Here is a 19,944-nt window from a genome sequence, read left to right on the forward strand (position 1 = left end):
ACTCGAGTGATTCAATTAAACTAGGCAGTAAAATGACAAAAAATAGTCAACTAGCCAGCGTGATAACTGGCTAGTGATAGAAGCAATATATTGGAAGGGATCTTAGTTTAATCGTTACCAAAAAGATCACGGGTATACACTTTATCCGCCACATCTTCGATTTCAGGTACCATCCGGTTAGCCAAAATAATGTCGCTGTCCGCTTTAAAGGCCTCAAGGTCACGATAGACTTTCGAGCGGAAGAACTCATCTTCTTTTAGCACTGGCTCATACACAATCACTTCGATACCTTTGGCCTTAATACGTTTCATCACGCCCTGCACCGCAGAGGCACGGAAATTATCAGAGCCTGCCTTCATCACCAAACGGTATACCCCCACTTTACGTGGCGCTTTGGCAATAATCGCATCGGAAATAAAGTCTTTACGTGTGCGGTTAGACTCCACAATGGCGTTAATCAGGTTATTCGGCACATCATCGTAGTTTGCCAACAACTGTTTGGTGTCTTTAGGGAGACAATACCCGCCGTAACCGAAAGAGGGGTTGTTGTAGTGGCTACCGATACGCGGGTCTAATGACACCCCTTCAATGATTTGTCGTGCGTTCAAACCACGGCTTTCTGCATAGGTATCTAATTCATTGAAATAAGCGACGCGCATCGCCAAATAGGTGTTTGCAAACAGTTTAATCGCTTCGGCTTCCGTGCCATCGGTAAACAGCACAGGAACGTCTTTTTTGATGGCACCTTCGAGCAATAAGTTCGCAAAAGTTTCCGCACGCTCAGAGCGCTCGCCCACCACAATACGAGAAGGGTGCAGGTTATCCCAAAGTGCGCGACCTTCGCGTAAAAACTCAGGCGAGAAAATGACATTGGTGTAGCCGAACTCTTCACGTAAACGCTCGGTGAAGCCGACAGGAATAGTGGATTTGACGATAATCGTGGCATCGGGGTTAATTTTCTGCACGTCATGAATGACCGACTCAACCGATTTAGTATTAAAGTAGTTGGTTTTTGGGTCATAATCTGTCGGTGTTGCCACAATCACGTACTGGGCGCCAGTATAGGCTTCAACGATATCTTGCGTGGCACGGAAATTGAGTGTTTTTTCCCGTAGAAACTGCTCGATTTCAGCATCAATAATTGGTGACTGTTTGTTATTCAGCATCGCCACTTTTTCGGCAATGATATCGACTGCCACCACTTCATGGTGTTGTGACAGTAACATGGCATTAGACAGACCCACATAGCCTGTACCCGCAATTGCTATTTTCAAAACTGACCTCTCAAATCCATCTTAGTAGATTACAGGGTATCCTTCATCAATATCATAAGTTACAGGCGATAGTATGACTGATACCAATCAACAAACGCTTGTACACCCTGTTCAATAGAAACTTGTGGACGATATCCCGTCACCTTAAATAAGTCTTCGGTATCCGCCCAAGTGGTATACACATCCCCAGCCTGCATAGGTAAAAAGTTTTTGATCGCTTTTTTGCCTAAGGATTTTTCCAGTGCGGCAATAAAATCCGTTAACTGAACCGGTTGCCCATTACCAATATTGTATAACCGGTATGGGGCGCGACTCTGTGCAGGAGAAAGAGAACCATTTTCTGGGTCTGCTTGTGGGATTATATCGGAAATACGGATAACCCCTTCCACGATATCATCAATAAAAGTGAAATCACGACTGAGATTGCCGTTATTATAAACATCAATGGGTTCACCAGCTAAAATGGCTTTAGTAAATTTAAATAACGCCATGTCTGGACGACCCCATGGGCCATACACCGTGAAAAAACGTAAACCGGTCGTTGGCAACTGGTAAAGATGAGAGTAGGAGTGAGCCATTAACTCATTGGCTTTCTTCGTTGCTGCATACAGGGAAACCGGATGGTCGGTCGGCATATCAGTACTGAATGGTGTTTGATTGCTTATGCCATACACGGAGCTAGACGAGGCATACACTAGGTGTTTGACGTTTGCCTGTCGGCATCCTTCAAGGATCGCCAAATGGCCATTGAGATTACTGTCTGCATACGCAAAGGGATTTTGCAGTGAATAACGAACGCCAGCTTGAGCGGCAAGGTGGATCACACGGTCAAAATCTTCTTGCGTACAAAGTACAACCACTTTTTCTCGATCGGTAATATCAAGTGGGATAAAACGAAAATGAGGATAGTGTTCAAGAATATGTAGACGGGATTGTTTCAGCCCCTGATCGTAATAAGCGTTCATGTTGTCGATACCGACAACTTCATGCCCACTATCTAATAAACGCTGACATAGTCTAAAGCCAATAAAACCTGCACTGCCAGTAACTAAGTATTTCATATTAATGTTCTTCTAGCGTTAAGCCGTACTCAATAGTTCGAGACGAACCATTCAATGGTAATTTAGAGTATAAGACCTATAAATGTAGCAATGGTTTTATTTGCCAGTAAATAAAAATGCGCTGAAGAACAATTAAGACGTTTCTGGCATGACTTTTTTCAGATTGGATTGCTGTATTTCCGTTATTGTTGGAGCGCCAGCTGGGCCTTGCTGACTCACCACAATCGCGGCAACATGGTTCCCAAGGTCAACACACTCTTTCAATGACAACCCGTGAGATAATCCAGCTAATACTCCAGCGGTATGTGCATCGCCAGCGCCTATCGTATCAACAACAGAAACTTGATACGCGGGTACAAACTGGGGTTGTTTATGTGGCTGACACAACCATGCCCCTTGACTATCTAAGCGAACAATTAACGTGATGCCGTTATGGTTGGCATACTCCACCGCAAGTTGTATTAAGTCACCGTCTCCGCAAAGAAAACGGGCCTCATCGCGATTGACTGTCAAAATAGTTCTATTGGCAGGTAATTGGGCGATAAAATCACGGGGGAGAGCCGCAAGCCGTGGCCCTAAGTCCAAAACAATCGTTTGTGTGGGGCAATCATGGAGCAGCCATTCCTGCAACGCTTCCCCTTGTTGGCAACCTAATTCATAACCGCTGGCATAGATGATACCCTCTGTAGGTAGTGGAAGAGCTTGTAGTTCAGCTCTATTCCACTCTTCTTCACAGCCAGGAATTGAAATAAATGTCCTTTCGCCATCAGGTTCAGTGAGGGCGAAACACCAGCCATTATCTTGCGTATCACTCGTCAAAATAGGCTTTACACCCAGTTCCGATAATACGTGGCGAACACGCTCTCCCCATTGCCCCTTGCCTACTCGGATACCATTCACCAAGGGGATTTGTAGACGGCTTAAAGCACGCAGGACATTAAATGCACACCCACCAATCTGCCATCCATGGTCACGAGCGGCAATGTCTTCACCGCGACGGGGCATTCTCGCGATACTCAATACACAATCACCCGCAGCTGCACCAATCACAATAACAGTGCGCATTAAACCTTCTCCGCTGAACGACTAAACAGTAGATATAAGCCGTAAAGTACAAAGCTTAATACGAATGAAAGAAGGATAGATAAGCTAGAACCCTCGAAAATACCGGTCGCCCATGGCCCTTTAATAAACTCATTATCACTGACTAATAGGCCCGCCAGTGCACCGAGTAACCAACATAACAGCGGGATCCAACGGATTCCAGCGTTAGATTGTCCAAACAGTTGCTCGAACGCATAGCCTTTTCGGCTCCGTAGTACGGCATAATCCAGCATAAACACCGCTTCCCATGAGGCTAAAAACACCCCGCAAAACAAAAGGAAAGCAATAAATGAGTTAATAAACTCTCCTGAAATAAATAGGATATAAATTGCCACTCCCATGACTAAAATAGCATCTAATGCAACGGCATAAACTTGGCGAATTTTGACACCGATAGTTAATAAATTCAGGCTTGCAGAGTAGAGGCTGAGTACGGCAATAGTGATAATCCCAGCTGTCGCCGTTAATAAGTAAGGGATCGACATCCAACTCGGTAATTCAGAACCTATCAATGCAATTGGATTTTCCGCTGAGGCTAATTCAGGCAAACGAGCAGAAAGCAAAATACCCGTAAATAATAAAATAAATAGCGGTAATGTGGCCCCAAAGGTCACCGCATTGAAAATAGAGGATTTTGATGACCGTTCACTTTGGTAGCGGCTATAATCTGCTCCCGCTATCCCCCAGCCAATGCCTGTTCCAGCGGCAATAATGGATACCGCGGGTAAAAAACCCGTCAACCAACTACCAGAAGGCATTGATAAAACAGCATTCCAGTCTGTTTGCCAAATAATATACAGCGCAGCGATTAAGGTCATAGTACCAAAAATACGCGTGATCCAACTTTGCATCACAACGACGGTCGCTTGGCCGAGTAAGCTAATCGTAATTGCCAATCCACCAAATAACACCATGCAAACCACGGTTAATACGACGGAGTCACTGAATCCAACTACTTGAAATAGGGCTTTTAGTGTCAACGTACCCGTGATCATATTGATGGATTCCCAACCCATCAGTGTTATCCAGCTAAAAAATGTGGGAGCGATGTTACCTGTTTTACCAAAAATCGTGCGCGACAGCGTCAACGTAGAGGTGCGGCCTTTCTGCCCTGATAAACTGATATAGCCCACCAGCGCGAAACTGGCTATACCAATAATGGTGGCGAGTAGAGATTGAAAGAAGGAGAGTCGGAAGGAAACAATAATCGCGCCATAAACGATACCTAGTATACCGATATTCGCGGCGGACCAAATCCAGAAGAGTTCCAGAGGGGTAGCTGTTCGCTCATGTTCGGGAACGATATCAATACCCGTGTTTTCAATTTTCCAAGCTTCATTTTTTTGCGGAGTGTCAGGTAATGCACTCATTCCACTCTCCTTAATGGCGTAAGGTACTGAGTATTTTTGCGTAGGGATAGAAATCTATATTATTAGAATTATTAATCAATGCAATCCATTCTTCAGGAAAAGCTTCAATACCTGACAGAGCTCCCGAAATCGCTCCGGCCATAGCACCAATGGTGTCCGTGTCTCCCCCCAGGTTGGCACAATACTTCGCACACATGACAGGATCACCATTTGTTAGCTCGACTATGGCCAGAGCGCAGGGAATAGATTCTATCGTGTCCATACCGGCTCCGATAAAATCGTACAGCTCTTTTAGTGTTGTCTGAGGCGAGCAGTTCTGTAGCGCGTTCGCCTTCTGAAAAGCCAGTGAGATTCGCTGTCCTAAAGAAGGGCTAAACGTTGAGGCATACAACTGCTGAACCTCTTCGGCAAGTATTGGAAGTTCTTTTTTTATTTGAGACCAAGATGTTTGCTCAATGGCTCGACTAATTGCCCAAGCAATGACACAGGCACCTGCAATCGCAATATCCGACTTATGTGTCGGAATACAAGCCGCTTCAACGGTTTTTATAAATTGATTGCGATCCGCAGTTGAAGCAACGCAGCCACAGGCGCTATCCGCATTGCCGCACCATTAGTGACCCCATTTGATACAATTTCATTAATGGGTATGCCTGCTTGAATAGCTAATAGAGATTGTTTTGAAGTCGGTCCAAAAATATTCTTATCGAAAGCATTAATGCGTCCCGCCCACGCTAAAATATTTTGTGCCACCACCTTCGGCTCTACCTGACCATTACAAGTAATAATTGCATCCATTAACGCAATTGCTTGATGAGTATCATCAGTCACTTCACCGGCACGAAACCCAATCGCCGCAACATTTTCGTCTGGCCCTGGCAAAAAATTATCTATCCAGCCGAAAAACTGTTGAACACGATCTTGTCGCCATAGCTCAGATGGCATGCCCATGGCATCCCCCGTCGCCTGACCATATAAACATCCAAGAATCGCTGATTGAATGTCGGGTTTACGCCCCATTTTTGCTCCCAATACTTTCCTTAACAACATTAATTATATTAGCAGCAATTAAGTCCAATACCAGTCCAATCAGTGAAAAAATAATGCCAATATAAGTCCATTAGATGATATTATGAATATATTAAAGTCTGTTATAAACTTAATTTGTTGAAAGCTTTATGGAAAAATATAATGCAAGCCCGCTTTCTTGAATGGATAAAAAATCAGCTAGATGTGAACTCAACGACACCTTTGTACCGTCAGCTACAGCATGCGATTGAGTCCGCTATTGAACATAAAATCGTCGATGCTGGGGATTATCTTCCTGCGGAGCGTTACCTTGCCCAACAGTTAAAGCTCTCTCGAGTGACAATCAGTAAAACAATGCAGGCTCTGGAAAAGAAAGGAACGGTGATCCGCCAACAAGGAGTGGGAACACAAGTCGCCAAATATTTAGGCTATTCACTATCCCATGAAAGTGGCTTTACTTCTCAAGTCATTAAAGCGGGAGGAACGGTGACCACTCAGTGGTTACTTCGCACCTTAACTGAGGCTACCGCGGATATTGCCGCTAAATTAGGTTTACCTGTTAATAGTCCAATAGCACAATTGAGGCGTATCCGCATCGCAAATGGGCAGCCTGTCTCTTTTGAAAATAACTATATTCCAGCTCAATACCTCCCTGAACCGGAAAAACTCACCGACTCCCTTTATGCATTATGGGGTAGCCAAGGCATTAACTTTAGCCGTGTCCAGCATAAAGTCAAAGCTATCAGCTGTAATGAAGAGTACGCCAATTGGTTAAACACGACGGTAGGGGCACCTCTCTTACTCGTGAGACAAACTAGCTCTATTCAAGCTGGCAGAATTATTGAGTACAGTGAAATTATCTGTCGTGGCGATATTTACGAACTCGAGTTTAATTCCCCCTAGTACCTTATTAATCTGAATGGCGTGATCTTAGGCACGAACGTGGCGCATATTTTAGCTAACTTCACCTTTTACATTTATTCTATGAAGAGTGATTTTTTATTATTAAATGGAATGAGGTAAATCATGCAAGTTTCTGCTCGAAATCAATTAGTCGGTACAGTTAGCGCAATAAAAGAAGGGGCGGTTAACAATGAGGTTGTTTTGTCATTGGGAAATGGTGAAGAGCTAACAACTGTCATTACATGCGAAAGCTGCAAAGCATTAGGTTTAGCTGTCGGCAAAGAAGCCGTTGCCATTATTAAAGCCCCGTGGGTGGTACTCGCAAAACCGGATTGCGGTTTACTATTTTCAGCACGTAATCAATTTAACGGTAAAGTCAGTAATATTATTGAAGGGGCTGTGAACAGTACAGTTCACCTAGTGACAAATAAAGGTGTTGAACTCACCGCGATCATTACCAATGAAAGTCTGCAAGACATGGCATTAACGAAAGGTGTCGATATCACTGCATTGGTCAAAGCATCAAGCGTAATCCTTGCAACACGCCGCTAATCCACAGTACAGAGAATATATCGCGGAGTAAAACTCCGCGATATATTGATTAACCTTATTCTTCCGCTTTTTTATTAGCAACTTGTAATGTTTGATAGATATAGTGGTGATAACTTTCTAATAATTGTTTGTCTTCACAATCATCCAACTTACCATCACACAAATGGCGCATTTTAATATTCGCTTCATAGAATGGCGAAATCTTTAGATTTGCACGTTCTAATAAGATACCGCCAAGGAAGGCGATATCGGTTAGCTTACCTGTTTGGATGCTATTACCTGATTTTAAATTATCACGTAACGTAAATTGGGTGATAAACGCAGGGTTAGCATAATCAGATTGATATTGATTCAAGCTAATACCCGGTTGATGATCACCAAAATACAAGAACATGAGTGGCCTTTCTCGTTTCGCCATAAAGTCAACAAAATCGCGGATCGCATTATCTGAAGCAACAATTTTCTCCATATAATGGCTAAATTCACCCGCTGAATCTGCATTTTTCACTTTACCTTTTAAGCCATAATCATCACTGTGACTATCTTTATAAGGACCGTGTTCATACATCGTTAGCGAAAAAATAAATACCGGTTTATCCGTTTCTTTCGCTAAAATTTCCTTGGCGTATTTCAGCATATCCTCAGTGCTGATCGTCCATAAGTTATCTTGTAATTTTCCAGGATAACCTAACTCTTGAGGTTGAATAATTCTATCTACACCCAGCGTCTGGTATGCATGGCCAGAATGGTAAGCTCCACGGTTAAAAGGTGTTAAAACAACCGTATAATAACCATTCGCTTTCATCTCTTTAAATAAACTATTGTTGAGATGGTCGACAATAAAATAGAAAACACCACTTTTCTGTGAACCGAAATCATCACTGTTTAGCCCTGTTAGTGCCGCAAACTCAGATAGCCAAGTCCCCCCACCAAACGTTTGTACACGCATATGACTATGTGCGATCAATTCGTTATCTTGTTGGAACATAAATAGATTTGGCAACTGTGTTCCATCAGGTAATCGATAGATGTTTGGATTGACTGTCGATTCTTGTAACAATAATAAAATGTCTGGTTTTTCTGTGGTTGCAGAAACAGGCAATGTGACAGAAGCTGCTCTTTGTAAAAAATAATCGGATGAACCTTTCACTTGTGGCGAGTGATAGCTCGAATTTTTCGCCGACATAACTAAATTGGTTACTGTGCCCTTCCCCTTAGGCAAGGTTTCAGTCCATTGCGTGTAATAGTGAGACGCTGCAAAACTGGCCCCAAAATATCCACCAATGCCGAGAACAATCGCCAATAAACGCCACACAAATGATCGTTTAGGCGATAATAAACGCCAGCTCAGTACTGCATTCACCACGAATAAGATCAATAAGCCAATCAACGCAACACCAGCCAACCAATAATGAGCCAATGTTCCGATATTTGAGGTGTCTGTCATGACACTGATATCGGAATAAAATAACTGTTCTTTATAATAATGGACTTTGAGTTGGTTAAGGAATTTAATAATAATAAATAGCGTACTCGTGACAACCGCCGAAAATAGCCATCTTGCAGAAAGAAAATAGAGTCCCCCAAAGATCACGGCGTAAACACTGATCGAAATCAATGCTGGGTAAATCACACCACTTTTTTCAAAAACAAGGAAAAGGGAGGCAATTAAAATCAGTGTGAGATAAATGGCAGAAAATACGCTTTTTTTCATCGAGCTTACCACAAAATATGTGAGTACCGACGGCCTTCAATAGGCAGAGACCGCCACGAATTGACTGGCTATTCTAACTAATTTAGACGATAAATCTATTCGGCAAAAATGCCTTTATCACGTAAAAAATGTCCATCACCTTTACGCCGCGTAAAGCCACTTTTATCAAAAAATTCGAGTATCTGAATCGCTAACTTACGACCAATCCCTAATTCACTCCGAAAATCAGCAGCGCAAATTTCTTCTTTTTCAAGACAATATCGTAAGATTAACTCAGCAAATTGTTTGATTTCATCACTACTATAATAGCGATCACGTACAATTGCCGTCACGAATCCCATTTGTGCTGCTTTTTTCATCACACCTCGTATCAGGTTTTCATCCTGGTTAAGCTCTGCTGCAATATCGCGAACCCACCATGCATCTATACGAGGAAATAACGGAACTATTTGTTGCCAAATGCGTTGTTGTTCTGCATCGAATACCAGACCATGTTGCGGCATATGCAGCCAACCACGCGTTTGCTTAATACGTTCATCAACAATCAGCTCATTAATTAATTTAAAAACTAATGATTCACTCATTGTTGGTAATGCCATCCGCTTTAATCTCGCTTTACTGACACCGATTTGGTCACTGTGAACCTCATGGAAATCTTCTAACGTTTGCACTAATCGCTCTTTCGCGACTTGAGCCTTAAAAGCGGATAGCACTAAATCACCGACACGAACTAATTCCACCTGAGTTAACAACGGCTCCAGTGCGCTAGGTGTTAACTGACGAGACCACCCATAGCTCTTTAAATTTAATTCACCATTCGGCAGCTGTAATTTCAAATGGGTGAGTTCATCGTTCGCCGAACAAAGACGTTGTAGCCAGTCAATAAATTCAGGTAATCTTTTCCCTCTGCGTGGAGAAGTTAATCGGATCACTCTTGCGGCTGCCAAGGTTTCACGGGCGCTAATATCGCGCACAATGAGACGATCATTATCTGCTAACCACAAAGGCGTATCGAGGATAAGTTCCGCCAGCAAAGGCGTTGTTGCGAATTCGGTCAATAAGGATACTCGCCCCGTGATATGGCTGGCACCATGATACAAATGCACAGGCTGCCAATGTTTAATCACTGAGTCACATTTTAATTCAACAATCACTCGGGTTGCCGCTGCAAATGGCTTTTCAGAGAGTAACCAATCACCACGGGTGATCTCTGCTTTATCGACGTCACCAGTAAGATTTAATGCAACACGATCCCCCGCTTGCGCGAATTCTGCGGGTTGGTTTTGCCTATGAATTCCTCTGACACGAACGGAGGTGTCCACTCCCGTCAGCCATAAACTCTCACCTAGCTGAACTTGCCCTGCCAAAGCGGTACCGGTGACCACTATCCCCGCGCCTTTGACATGAAATACACGGTCAATAGCTAATCGAAAACGTTGTTGGGGGTTTTGATGACCGGTTGCTTCTTGATGTAATTGTTGCAGGTATGCTTGTAACTCAGCAATACCACAACCATTATTAGCTGAAGTCACAAATAGAACGGGGTCAGACCAACCTTGTTGATGAAGTTCATCCTGTACTTGTTGAATAACTTGAGTGATACGCTTTTCATCAACTCTGTCTGCTTTGGTCAAAATAGCCGTTATTTTCTGGCAGCCCGCTAAGCGCAAAATGGCTAAGTGTTCTCGTGTTTGCGCCATAACACCATCATCACACGCCACCACCAACAGAGCATGTTGAATACCACCAACGCCTGCCAGCATATTACCTAAAAATTTTTCATGCCCAGGAACATCAATAAAGCCAATTGAGCTGCCATCTTGTTGAGGCCAATACGCATAACCAAGATCGATGGTCATGCCGCGCTTTTTCTCTTCGGGTAAATGGGCGGTATTCACCCCAGTAATCGCTTGAATTAATGAAGTTTTACCATGGTCAACATGGCCAGCGGTAGCAAAAATCATGAAAGCAGTACCTGCAATAATGCATGTTCATCATCTAAACAACGGAGATCCAGCCATAATTTACCCTCTTTCAATCGGCCTATCACAGGCTGGGTAGAGTGACGCCAACGTGCCATAAGTAAGGCCAATGTATTTCCTCGCCCATCAAATGGCGTAAATGTCACAGCATAGCTTGGCAACCTATCAACCGGTAAAGACCCACTACCGATTTGGGATAAACAAGGTTCGATTTCAACCACAAATTTATCACCATAAAAAGCCTGCAAGGGAACAATCAAACGCTGCGCACGCGCTTTAATTTCATCGGCACTACGGGTTAACCAACGTAATGTCGGTAGTTCAGTAACCAGTTTTTCTGGCGTGCAATACAGTTTTAATGTCGCTTCTAATGCCGCTAATGTCATTTTATCGGCACGTAATGCACGTTTAAGCGGATGCTTTTGAATGGCTTCAATCCATTTTTTCTTGCCGAGAATGATCCCTGCTTGCGGCCCTCCCAGCAGTTTGTCACCCGAAATCGACACCAAATCAATCCCTTGCGAAAGATACGTTTGTGGCATTGGCTCAGCAGGTAAACCATACGCTGTCATATCTATCATTGATCCACTGCCCAAATCAATTGCTGTCGGCAATTGATACTGCTTACCTAACTCAGCCAGCTCGGCACCTTCAACTTCTGCGGTGAAACCTTCAATGCTGTAGTTACTGGTATGCACCTTCATCAATAATGCAGTGTGTTCATTGATAGCATTAACATAATCACGTAAATGAGTTCGATTGGTTGTTCCGACTTCCACGAGTTGGCAACCTGCTTGTGCCATCACATCAGGCACTCGAAAAGCCCCACCAATCTCAACGAGCTCGCCGCGCGAAACAATCACTTGTTTACCTTGCGCGACAGTCGCTAATAACAATAAAACAGCTGCCGCATTATTATTAACAATGCAGGCATCTTCTGCGCCAGTTAATTGACAAAATAAGTCAGCCAAAGCGCGGTCACGATGCCCTCGCGTGGCACCATCAAGAGAGTACTCCAACGTTACAGGTGAACTCATCACCTTATTCACCGCCTCAACGGCGGATTGCGCCATTACCGCGCGACCTAAATTCGTGTGTAGTACCGTGCCCGTTAAGTTAAAAACGGGTTTTATCGCACTTTCCTGTAACCTGTTATGACGTTTAGTCAGCTCTGTCACCCAGTCAGCGTGCCATGCAGGCAATTGCTCATATTGCTGGATAAACTCACGGGCTTGCTGCTGCATATCTCGTAACTGCTCAGTCACCCAATGATGCCCTGATTCAATGACGAGGGTTTGTACCTCGTCGAGTTGCAGTAACTTATCAATAGCAGGAAGCTGGCGGTATAGCGCGGCAGTGGAGTCTGACATCATGGTTACTCTCTTTTAGTGACTATTTTTCGCCGGGAAACAAGAATGGATTAAGGCTACTACGAGCAAAGCCTTCTTCTTCCATACGTGCATCGAGAATAATAGACGCTAAATCATCAGCAACAGCTTCAACTTTTGCGTCTTTTTCTTGATAAAGAATTTTGAGGTAGCTGCCACAATCACCACAACTTTCTGCTTTAACGGCCGCGTTTTCATCATCAAGAGACCAATAGTTCAGCTTACCTGTTTGTTCACAATTACTGCATTTCACTCTAACCATATGCCAATCGGTTTCACATAAATTACAGTGTAAATAACGTAAGCCTTGTGTTGTCCCAATTTGGACAATACTTGATACTGGCATGCTATTACAAACCGGACATAAATGACGATGATCGCCATGTTCCGCACGAGCTTTACCCGGAATTTGCGCTGCCATTTGAGCCCAATAAACAGAGAGTGCCGCCCAAATAAACATTGATTTATCCGCCGGTACTTTTTCGAACTGTTCATTCAGCAATGCGGAGGCCATCTCTTCAAGCTCATTGGCCGAGGCTTTATCGAGATTTTCCAGTGCAGGACGCACAGACTCAGGCACTACAGGTAATAATTCCGCAATAATCGAATGCAGAAGCTTGTGCCAATGTGCTGTACGCGGAAATGTTTTCACATCAAGAGGCGAATTATGACTCGCTGTCGCTCGCTCTAATACCGCATTCATATCCATTTCTAATGGATTATCATGCTGTGCATTATTCTGTGCAGTGGCCACTTCAGCGGCAAAATTAAGATAACCTGCAAAAGGATGTTCTCCAGCGCCGAGTTCTTTTAATCTTTCAGCACGACGCTGATATAGACTCTTCAAATTCGGAAATAGGACAGGAGGAATAAAACCAATACCTTTTTCTTTCAGTCTTTCTTGCCCTAATTCTTCTTTAGGGACGATACGAATACCCATCGCATTGCTCTCTTTTAAATTTTTTAAACGACTTATCCGAGGGTATGCTAGCCATATCCTCGGATTTATTGTTCGTATTTTATGCTTATTCAGCGAAAATTGCTGTTATCTACTGCTCAGGATAAAACAAAAGTCGCTAGGTAGCTACCTTGTTGCCTTGGTATCAGCAAGTTTCCTTTTAAGGAGCTAAGTAAAAGTCCACCTAATAAAGCGACCTCATCACTTAACCTTGTACCTTTAGCGGTTTATGCTCTGAGAAATAGCCTCTATTCGCTCTCTTCTTTGAAGTTAATCACTTTACGCTAACGAAATTTTTTGACCTGCCAAAGTGATGAAATGATCTTCGATTAAGTGTTATTCAATCGCAATGATGGGAAATGAGCGCAGCGCAACAGTATGACCCAACGTAGAGTGGGCGCATGATGATTGCCTTTAAGATAATGTTGGTGTTTCCCCATGAGATACTATCGGAAACCGTGATCAATGAGACCATGAAAATGAATGAATAGCACATTCGCTTATTATCGAGACGTTATTTAGCGGCGAAAGCGTCATGCTATGACATGGATAGTAAGATGAGAAAGTACAATGGTCATCAAACAATAATATTTGCTTTAATCACAGGCGAGTTAACTCGCCTGTGATTCTTTATTTCAAGTAAAGTGAGTTGACTCAATATCACTACAATAGACTCAATACCTTCCGGATATTCTACTTAGTTAGAGTCGATAGATTGTCCACTATTTTCTCTTGAGAAATGCCGCCCTAGGGTAAAAATCAAACATAATGGGATTAGGGTAATTAATAATGCGTACTCTCTCGCATAGTCAGCTAACATGGCCATCATAAAAGCCCCACCCGCAAAGCCAAATAAAGTTAAAAAGTAGCAATAACTTTTATAAAGCGCCTCTTTTCTTTCTGGTCCTTTAAACGCAACGGATTCTGCTAATGAACTAAACCCGAGTTGAACATTCAGTGTCACGGCAATATTACCGTATAGCATGCCATTAATTTTATGGAATGCATTACCTTGCATACCCGCAATAAAGGACAGCGCCCAAACGGCATGGAAACCACTCGCGGCAACATTAAAAAAGTAAATATAAGCGATAAGCAGCAGTAACAACATGATTTCTAATGATAATAGGGTAAATGTCCATGTTTTCTCATTGGTGTTGTATTTATAACGTAATAGCGCCAGTAGCATGGCACCAGCACCAAATGAAAAAATCGCAATAATGTAGGGAACGGTTGCCATCATGCCGTGTTTAGCAAATTCATAGCCTAACATGATGATGTTACCCGACTGAAAAGTGGCAAATGATTTAGTCGTAAAAAAAGCATAGCCATCAAGCATGCCCGAGGTTATTGCCAATAAAAAGGCAATGGTTGGCAATTGCATAAAAGGAATTTTCGATGTTGATGTTGTCATTATGATTAAACCTATCAAGTATGGTTATTTTGTGTGATTACAGTGCATCAGGATTTCCTGATAATACTTTTTTAGATTGGCTTAGTCGGCTGATCACCGAGGTAATATAAACAGTAAATATTGGAAATACCGTCATGCCTGTCGCCGCTAATAGTGTAGTTACCACTTTTCCTGCGGTTGTGACGGGAATAATATTGGAACCAAGTGTTGTTACTGTCATCGCAGCCCACCAAATCGCATCACCATAATTTTTAACGTCTGCATTATTGCCTCGCTCAAAAATAAAGAAAATTAGGCTAATAAAATACACCGTTGAAAAAAGTAGGATGATGTAAGAAACAAATAAGGCAGTGGTATTTCGTTTTACGACCATCATCATAAGCATGACAAAAGCGGCACCACCTCGAAAAAGAGGAATAAAACGAATTAGGTAAATTTGTTCTTCCGTAAATTGAATCGACGTATAATCTAAGATGGTTAAATACGGGATAGAGAGAAAAATAATAATAAAATACTTAGCAATAAATTTTTTTCTCTCTTTCGAAAGAAATAAAAAGATAAAAAAGTCGAGAGTAAAATAGATGCAAATCCAGAACTGGATATCAAAATAAATCGAGTGCGCTAAGAAAGGATCATGTCTGAAGGTTTCAAGTGAAATACTCGCAATTAAAAATAACGAAGCGACGACCCCAAAAAAATGTAATGTTTTGATCAGGGTTTGCTTTGTATAAAAAGTTTGAGCGGCTGTTATATTCATTTTTATCTTTGTCATCAAATAGGTAGGCAATCCGCTGGATGCCTACCTAACCACATGAATAAATTGAGATTAATTAAGATACAAGAGGGGGAAACCAAATCGCTTGTTGCCCACTAATAAGACGCTCTTGGTTAATCCAAGTATAGGGTGCTGGTACCTGTGCTTGTAATCTAACATCTGCTGCACCGCGTTCTGCGGTCAGTGTTGGTGTTAACACGACGGGTTCAGGTCCATAGATTGCTGCTGACGTGAAATCTCTTTCACTTCGTCCTCCGCACACTACCCATAGCTGATTTAACGTTGCGATAGCATACGGAATAAAGTCGGCTCGACCTGTTGGCGGATTGTCAACAGAATAAAGATGGCTGTCGATCTCAACACGTAAATCACTTGGTAGGCCGGCAGGAGCAGCAATAATATCTGCTCGTAAAGTACTATATAGCCCACCTAGCTCGGGCACTTCTAATTCGTGCGCAGCGGCGAGCGCGATACGTCCAATCGGTGTTGTGGTCACGCTGACAGAGTGACCCGCGCTTGCCCAACCTTTATCACGCTCATTGAGATGAGTGACACGATATCTTGCTAAAATATCTCCCGCAGGGCCAGCTAATACGACCGTATGATATAATTTATCAACATCAATTTCAGGATAGCTGCCAACGACATAGCCTTTCCCTTCAGAAGCGATCTGACCTAATGCTTGCTCAAAAGCGCCACCTTGTTTCTCTGCATGGGTTAGTAGGACATTCGGATCATTGGTATAAGGCAATGCAGACAACTCAGGCAGTACTAATAACGCATTTTCCTCCACTTTGACCGACGATAAATCAGACACGGATTTCTCCCATTGTGCTGCAATCAACGTTGCTTGCGTTTTTGTAGTCGTTGCATTTGCATCTGTTGGGCTACGATGAAAAGCTAATGTTGGGAAATATAATTCAGGGCGACGTTTTGCTAATAATGCATTGCGCTGTTTATCTGCTTCATCAAGGTCAATCGTTGCGCTGTATATTCCATTAAGGCCTGGCTCTAATTCAAGTGGGCTTAGAACCGGAGATTGCGCCACTTTATGCCCTGAAGGTGCCCATACACTCGACCCTCCATTGTAATAAAGCTGACCATGTGTGATAGGGTTAGTTTCAATGCCACTACGGGTGGCACAAATCACCCACATGCCATTAAACGCACTCATATGCTGAACATGCGCCACGGTTGAGTGGTCTCCAAGCATTTCAGCTGGTGTAGCATTAGGCATCATACGATCTGATACTGAATGCCACCCTAAAATTTGCGCACCTTCTAAGGCTGCTAAACGCACATATTGCCAATAGGTATCATCATAACAAATCAACAAAGCAATACGACCAATCGGAGTATCAAAGGTATTCACGCCTGTATTTCCGGGGGCGAACACTTTTTGATCCTGTGAATTTAGGCCTATTTTTCGATACTTACCAATAATGCCTTCTGGCCCCATTAATACTGCCGAGTTATAGGCGATCCCTGTATCCGTATCACGTTCCGCAATACCAACACTCATATACATACCTGTACGCGCCAATACAGGCAAGATTGCCTCTGTCGTTTTACCCGGAATCGTATCTAAATAAGGCGCTAACTCTGCTGAATCTGAAAATAAATAGCCACTCACCGCTGTTTCTGGGAATACCGCATAATCAACGCCTTGTGCAGCAACCTTTTCTGCGGCTTCCACTAGGCGGCGAATATTGCCCTCTAGGTCGCCCCAAGCCGGAACAAAATCAACAGCAGCCACTTTACTGCTTTTCTTGACGGTTAAATTATTCATATTATTAATCCTTATTTAATAACAAAAGTTATTGTCAAAAATAAAATAGTGTCGTCTCGCTATAAGCCGCGATAACAAATAATGAGTATTTAAATAATTGGCGAATAAAACCGCCTCACCCTAATGGGTGAGGTAAAAAACCTTTAATTTGAGCTATTAACCTTTTTCAGTTAATAATGGATTTTCTTATTTTGAGCATTTTGAATGCCATTATTTCATTACCGCCCAATTAACCTATTTATAATTAATTGGGCTGAATACGTTAAATAACGTTTTTAGTTTTCATTAACGCTATTTGTTGGTCGCTATAACCTAACTCTTTTAAGATTTCATTATTATGCTCACCTAAAAGTGGGGCGCTTTTAATCTCTGGCGTAAAAGCTGAAAACTTCATTGGGCAACCAACCGTTAAATAGTGACCTCTTAATGGCTGTTTGACTTCAACAATAGAACCACTAGCGCGCAAAGCGGGGTCATACATAATCTCTTTCATGCTCAATACCGCAGAGCAAGGCACACCAAACTGATCAAAATAATCCGTCAGCTCATGTTTATCTTTGTCTTTAGCGACCTCTTCAATCGCATCCCAAACGTCTTGAATATGGCTCATTCTCGCTTCTGTCGTCGCAAAAGCAGGATCCGTTTTCCATTCCGGCTTACCAATTGCATCGCACGTATTTTCCCAGTTATGATCCTGATTAATAAAATAGATATAAGCATTTGGATCAGTATCACTGCCTTTGCATTTCAGCATCGTACCGGGCTGACCACCACCACTTGCGTTGCCGCCTCGTGGAACTGCATCACCAAATGACCCATTCGGGTATTGTGGATACTCTTCTAAAAAGCCAAGCTTTTCCAAACGCTGTTGATCACGCACTTTGACACGGCATAAATTGAGTACCGCATCTTGCATCGACATGGTTACGCGCTGCCCTTTCCCCGTTTTTTCACGTTGTAGTAATGCCGCTAATAAACCAATTAAGAGATGCATCCCTGTGTTACTATCACCTAACGCTGCGGAACTAACGACTGGAGGCCCATCAGGAAAACCTGTCGTGGATGCAGATCCCCCCGCCGCTTGCGCAACATTTTCATAGGCTTTCACATCCGCATATGGCGAATTTTCATTAAAACCTTTGATTGAACCAAAAATCAAACGTGGATTGAGCTGCTGAATGACTTCCCAGGTAAACCCCATATGGTCAATAGCGCCGGGATGGAAATTTTCAACCAAAATATCGGCTTGGCGGATCAGCTTCTCCATCACTTCTTTGCCTTCTGGCGTCTTCGTGTTTAATTCTAGTGAGCGTTTATTACTATTGAGCATAGTGAAATAGAGTGCATCAATATCAGGGATATCCCTGAGCTGATGACGGGTAACATCTCCAATACCCGGTCGCTCAATTTTAATAACGTCCGCCCCAAACCATGCCAACATTTGAGTACATGATGGGCCAGACTGTACGCCAGTAAAATCGAGAACACGAATGCCTTCAAGTGGAAGTGGAAAAGCCATAATCACTCCTTTATGTCATAACAGAGGTGAAACCGCCAGCGGCGACCTCACCTCCATTTATTTATGCAACTAAACGCGCGATGTAAATCCACAACGGTGCGGCGATGATAAAACCAAGCACACTCACGGCCAGAGAGGCGGTTCCTGTACGAGTGTACAAGTTAAAGCGACTCGCAATAATAATACCTGAGAATGCCGGAGGTAATGCTCCCGCTAATACCATCATTTGTAACTGCTCTGAACTCATATTAAAGGTCATACCCACCAGTAATAATAGGCCAGGCATTAAGACTAATTTAAGTAAGGTGTTGTAGATAATCTCACCGTCAAACTCGAACTTATTCGCAGCCAGAGTCAGGCCCGCAGCAAAGACCGCCACTCCCGAGTTAGCTTTAGCAATCAAATCAAAAGTGGGATCCCACATATCTGGGATTTTAATGCCAATTAATACCAAAACGGTTGCTAAGACTGGTGACCAAACAACCGGCTCCTTGAACGCCGAAATCAAGGCATCCATTCCACCGCCACCTTTTTTGCCATCTGCATTAGAAGGATTCAGTAAGAACAACCCAATTGGGATAGTAATAGCATTAACAATAATCGAGATAATGGCGACCACTAAACCTGTAGAGACGGTTTGGCCATAAATAGGGTCCAGTACGGCGAAACCCAAGAAACCGATAGTAGGAGAACCGGCGATCAGTGCGCACACCGCGGCTTCACCACGACTATGTTTAAAAATGTATTTACAGCTAAAGAAAGAGAAGAAAAAACAGACCAACAGGACGACAAAAGAAATAATGGTTAGCTTAGTATCAGCAAAAATCATTTCGCGGTTTGCACGTACAATCGAGACAAATAACGCGGCTGGTAACGCATAGTTTAATACCAGTTTATTAAATGCTTTGGCTTGATCGTTGGTAAATACGTTACGTTTACCGCTCGCGTATCCCAAAATCATAATGATAATTATGGGTAATAGATCACTCATAAATATCTTAAACATAAAATCGGCCATCAGACTCACCTTTTTTTGGCAAAAAGCAGCCCTGTGCCATTTAATATATAAATGGCACAGATGTAATGCTTACTTTTATTTAATTAAGTAATAA

15 protein-coding genes and 1 pseudogene are annotated in these 19,944 nt (G+C 42.9%); 2 read left to right on the forward strand and 14 right to left on the reverse strand.

Translation table 11 applies throughout. The features are described from left to right. Positions 1-107: 107 nt before the first annotated feature. The 5 genes and pseudogenes from P2E05_RS19870 to P2E05_RS19890 form a co-directional block, all read right to left on the reverse strand. The gene (locus P2E05_RS19870; protein WP_163863421.1) at positions 108-1,274 is read right to left on the reverse strand and encodes a nucleotide sugar dehydrogenase; all 1,167 of its coding nucleotides are present in this window, start codon (positions 1,272-1,274) and stop codon (positions 108-110) included. Positions 1,275-1,333: 59 nt separating this feature from the next. Further along, on the reverse strand, positions 1,334-2,335 hold the full coding sequence (locus P2E05_RS19875) for an NAD-dependent epimerase (RefSeq protein ID WP_154624760.1): 1,002 nt from the start codon (positions 2,333-2,335) through the stop codon (positions 1,334-1,336). A gap of 132 nt (positions 2,336-2,467) precedes the next feature. Continuing rightward, positions 2,468-3,400 (reverse strand): PfkB family carbohydrate kinase, encoded by a 933-nt coding sequence (locus P2E05_RS19880; RefSeq protein ID WP_249999540.1) that lies wholly within the window; start codon positions 3,398-3,400, stop codon positions 2,468-2,470. Next, positions 3,400-4,809: a purine-cytosine permease family protein gene (locus P2E05_RS19885; RefSeq protein WP_272657973.1), complete on the reverse strand. Its 1,410-nt coding sequence runs from the start codon at positions 4,807-4,809 to the stop codon at positions 3,400-3,402. Before P2E05_RS19885 ends, P2E05_RS19880 begins: the two co-directional genes overlap by 1 nt. A 10-nt stretch (positions 4,810-4,819) precedes the next feature. Continuing rightward, positions 4,820-5,829 (reverse strand): annotated as a pseudogene (locus P2E05_RS19890) (ADP-ribosylglycohydrolase family protein). 171 nt (positions 5,830-6,000) lie between these two features. On the opposite strand from P2E05_RS19890, the gene P2E05_RS19895 reads away from it, so the two are divergent. Both P2E05_RS19895 and P2E05_RS19900 read left to right on the forward strand, forming a co-directional pair. Continuing rightward, positions 6,001-6,741 (forward strand): GntR family transcriptional regulator, encoded by a 741-nt coding sequence (locus P2E05_RS19895; RefSeq protein ID WP_154624756.1) that lies wholly within the window; start codon positions 6,001-6,003, stop codon positions 6,739-6,741. Between the two features lie 123 nt (positions 6,742-6,864). After that, positions 6,865-7,293: a TOBE domain-containing protein gene (locus P2E05_RS19900; protein ID WP_154624755.1), complete on the forward strand. Its 429-nt coding sequence runs from the start codon at positions 6,865-6,867 to the stop codon at positions 7,291-7,293. Between the two features lie 55 nt (positions 7,294-7,348). Here P2E05_RS19900 and P2E05_RS19905 read toward each other — a convergent pair whose 3' ends face one another. From P2E05_RS19905 to yfdV, 9 genes are all read right to left on the reverse strand, one after another. After that, the gene (locus P2E05_RS19905; protein WP_154624754.1) at positions 7,349-9,007 is read right to left on the reverse strand and encodes an LTA synthase family protein; all 1,659 of its coding nucleotides are present in this window, start codon (positions 9,005-9,007) and stop codon (positions 7,349-7,351) included. 95 nt (positions 9,008-9,102) lie between these two features. After that, complete coding sequence (gene selB, locus P2E05_RS19910) at positions 9,103-10,971, reverse strand: selenocysteine-specific translation elongation factor (RefSeq protein WP_272657975.1); 1,869 nt, start codon at positions 10,969-10,971, stop codon at positions 9,103-9,105. Further along, positions 10,968-12,359, reverse strand: a complete 1,392-nt coding sequence (gene selA / locus P2E05_RS19915; protein ID WP_163863680.1) for an L-seryl-tRNA(Sec) selenium transferase — start codon at positions 12,357-12,359, stop codon at positions 10,968-10,970. The genes selB and selA overlap by 4 nt, the downstream gene beginning before the upstream one ends. Before the next feature lie 22 nt (positions 12,360-12,381). After that, positions 12,382-13,317, reverse strand: a complete 936-nt coding sequence (gene fdhE, locus P2E05_RS19920; protein ID WP_154624752.1) for a formate dehydrogenase accessory protein FdhE — start codon at positions 13,315-13,317, stop codon at positions 12,382-12,384. Between the two features lie 715 nt (positions 13,318-14,032). Beyond that, the gene (locus P2E05_RS19925) at positions 14,033-14,749 is read right to left on the reverse strand and encodes a YoaK family protein (protein WP_154624751.1); all 717 of its coding nucleotides are present in this window, start codon (positions 14,747-14,749) and stop codon (positions 14,033-14,035) included. Between the two features lie 37 nt (positions 14,750-14,786). Next, complete coding sequence (locus P2E05_RS19930; protein WP_154635715.1) at positions 14,787-15,506, reverse strand: potassium channel family protein; 720 nt, start codon at positions 15,504-15,506, stop codon at positions 14,787-14,789. Between the two features lie 73 nt (positions 15,507-15,579). Then, positions 15,580-17,313 carry a nitrilase-related carbon-nitrogen hydrolase gene (locus P2E05_RS19935; RefSeq protein WP_154622147.1) on the reverse strand — a complete coding sequence of 578 codons (1,734 nt, stop codon included), beginning with the start codon at positions 17,311-17,313 and terminating at the stop codon, positions 15,580-15,582. 262 nt (positions 17,314-17,575) lie between these two features. Further along, positions 17,576-18,832: a formyl-CoA transferase gene (frc, locus tag P2E05_RS19940; RefSeq protein ID WP_163863432.1), complete on the reverse strand. Its 1,257-nt coding sequence runs from the start codon at positions 18,830-18,832 to the stop codon at positions 17,576-17,578. A 61-nt stretch (positions 18,833-18,893) separates the two neighbouring features. Next, positions 18,894-19,838: a transporter YfdV gene (gene yfdV, locus P2E05_RS19945; protein WP_154622151.1), complete on the reverse strand. Its 945-nt coding sequence runs from the start codon at positions 19,836-19,838 to the stop codon at positions 18,894-18,896. Between the last annotated feature and the right edge of the window lie 106 nt (positions 19,839-19,944).

It is taken from the genome of Providencia stuartii (assembly GCF_029277985.1).
GTDB classification, from domain to species: domain Bacteria; phylum Pseudomonadota; class Gammaproteobacteria; order Enterobacterales; family Enterobacteriaceae; genus Providencia; species Providencia zhejiangensis.

Bases quoted from the DNA above. Each gene is read 5' to 3' on its own strand.
- P2E05_RS19875 (WP_154624760.1), bottom strand. From the start codon at position 2,335: ATGAAATACTTAGTTACTGGCAGTGCAGGTTTTATTGGCTTTAGACTA.
- P2E05_RS19880 (WP_249999540.1), bottom strand. From the start codon at position 3,400: ATGCGCACTGTTATTGTGATTGGTGCAGCTGCGGGTGATTGTGTATTG.
- P2E05_RS19885 (WP_272657973.1), bottom strand. From the start codon at position 4,809: ATGAGTGCATTACCTGACACTCCGCAAAAAAATGAAGCTTGGAAAATT.
- P2E05_RS19895 (WP_154624756.1), top strand. From the start codon at position 6,001: ATGCAAGCCCGCTTTCTTGAATGGATAAAAAATCAGCTAGATGTGAAC.
- P2E05_RS19900 (WP_154624755.1), top strand. From the start codon at position 6,865: ATGCAAGTTTCTGCTCGAAATCAATTAGTCGGTACAGTTAGCGCAATA.
- P2E05_RS19905 (WP_154624754.1), bottom strand. From the start codon at position 9,007: ATGAAAAAAAGCGTATTTTCTGCCATTTATCTCACACTGATTTTAATT.
- selB (WP_272657975.1), bottom strand. From the start codon at position 10,971: ATGATTTTTGCTACCGCTGGCCATGTTGACCATGGTAAAACTTCATTA.
- selA (WP_163863680.1), bottom strand. From the start codon at position 12,359: ATGTCAGACTCCACTGCCGCGCTATACCGCCAGCTTCCTGCTATTGAT.
- fdhE (WP_154624752.1), bottom strand. From the start codon at position 13,317: ATGGGTATTCGTATCGTCCCTAAAGAAGAATTAGGGCAAGAAAGACTG.
- P2E05_RS19925 (WP_154624751.1), bottom strand. From the start codon at position 14,749: ATGACAACATCAACATCGAAAATTCCTTTTATGCAATTGCCAACCATT.
- P2E05_RS19930 (WP_154635715.1), bottom strand. From the start codon at position 15,506: ATGAATATAACAGCCGCTCAAACTTTTTATACAAAGCAAACCCTGATC.
- P2E05_RS19935 (WP_154622147.1), bottom strand. From the start codon at position 17,313: ATGAATAATTTAACCGTCAAGAAAAGCAGTAAAGTGGCTGCTGTTGAT.
- frc (WP_163863432.1), bottom strand. From the start codon at position 18,832: ATGGCTTTTCCACTTCCACTTGAAGGCATTCGTGTTCTCGATTTTACT.
- yfdV (WP_154622151.1), bottom strand. From the start codon at position 19,838: ATGTTTAAGATATTTATGAGTGATCTATTACCCATAATTATCATTATG.